The sequence below is a fragment of the Streptomyces sp. NPDC007084 genome (assembly GCF_040703595.1).
Taxonomy (GTDB): domain Bacteria; phylum Actinomycetota; class Actinomycetes; order Streptomycetales; family Streptomycetaceae; genus Streptomyces.
The window spans coordinates 228643-230075 of the sequence record NZ_JBEYFY010000006.1 but is presented as its reverse complement, the minus strand read 5'-3'; the positions used below and the strand labels follow the sequence as shown (position 1 = coordinate 230075).

1 protein-coding gene is annotated in these 1433 nt (G+C 74.0%); it reads right to left on the bottom strand.

Features of this window, described 5'->3' with window-relative positions; translation table 11 throughout:
* Nucleotides 1-88 precede the first annotated feature (88 nt).
* Entirely contained in the window at nt 89-985 is an 897-nt protein-coding gene (locus AB0912_RS08710; RefSeq protein ID WP_366697207.1) for a L,D-transpeptidase family protein, read from the bottom strand.
* Nucleotides 986-1433 lie beyond the last annotated feature (448 nt).

Genomic DNA, 1433 nt, shown 5'->3' with positions numbered 1-1433 from the left:
TCCGCCTTGCAGCTGCACGCACCCTGCCCCGCTCGGCCCAGCCGACAAGGCGCCGCACTCCGGCGCCACCTGATCCAAACGACACGCCCTAGCTGCCGGGCCTGCGGCCCCAGACGTAGACGTGGTCGCGGGTCTTGAGGACGCCCCACAGCCGGCGGGCGTCGGCGAGCCGCAGATTCACGCAGCCCATGGAGCCGCCGGTGGTGTTGATGCTTCCGGAAACGGCGTGGAAGGCCTGCCCGCCGCTGAAGAACTGGGCGTACGGCATGGGCGCGTTGTACAGCGTCGACCAGTGGTTCTTGTGCTTCCAGTAGATCCGGAACCACCCGGTCCGAGTGCGGTGCCCGACCCCGCCGCTACGCATAGGAACGGGCCCGAAGACCGTCTTGCCCCCCTTCTGCACCCAGGTGAGCTGCCGCTTGAGATCGACACAGGCGACCCGGTAGGAGCGGACGGGGCAGCCGGCGGTGGCGGTGGCGGCCTCGACGCCGGTCACGGCAGCCGTGGACGTTCCGGTGGCCGCTCCGTTCGCGGCGGTCGCCGGGGAGCTGCGGAGGGACAGCTCTCGCATCCGGGCCCAGGTGACGGGCCCGGCGTAGCCGTTCGCGGGCCTGATCCCCTGCCTGACCTGGAAGGCCCGCACGGCCCGGCAGTCGGCACGGGACTGCCTGCCGTCCACGCCCAGCTTCAACCACCCCTCGACCTGCCGCTGATACGGCCCTGTCCCGGCGAGGCATCCGACGGAGGCGGGGCCGGCCGAGGCACGGCCCGGTGCGGGGCGGCCCGGCGCGGTACGGGGGGTCGCCGGGCGGCCCGTCGCCACGCGGCCCACCAAGGCGGGCGACGCCGGTCCGGTCAGCGGGCGGCCACCCGTGGGCGGGGGCGGTGCCGGCGCGGCCACGGCCACGGCCGACCCGACGGGCACGGCAGCCACCACCGCCAGCAGCACCGAGACCACCCGGCACGCCATTCCTCTGCTCATCATGCGATCAGCCAACGCAACGAGCGGATCCCCTCGGGTGAGCCGCGCGGAAAAGGTCCCCCGATCTGGGCAACGGCACGCTCCCCGACGTGGGGCGCTCCGCGGGCTCACCGGCCGGCGGGGCGACGCGCCGGCCGGAAGGCGGCACAGCGGTGAGCCGGGCGACCGGCCAGCGGGACAGCAGGGACAGAGGACAGCCGGGCGACCGGCCAGCAGGACAGCAGGGACAGAGGACAGCCGGGCGACCGGCCAGCAGGACAGCAGGGACAGAGGACAGCCGGGCGACCGGCCAGCAGGACAGCAGGGACAGAGGAACAGCCGGGCGACCGGCCAGCAGGACAGCAGAGACAGAGGACAGCCGGGCGACCGGCCAGCAGGACAGCAGAGACAGAGGACAGCCGGGCGACCGGCCAGCAGGACAGCAGAGACAGAGGACAGCCGGGCGACCGGC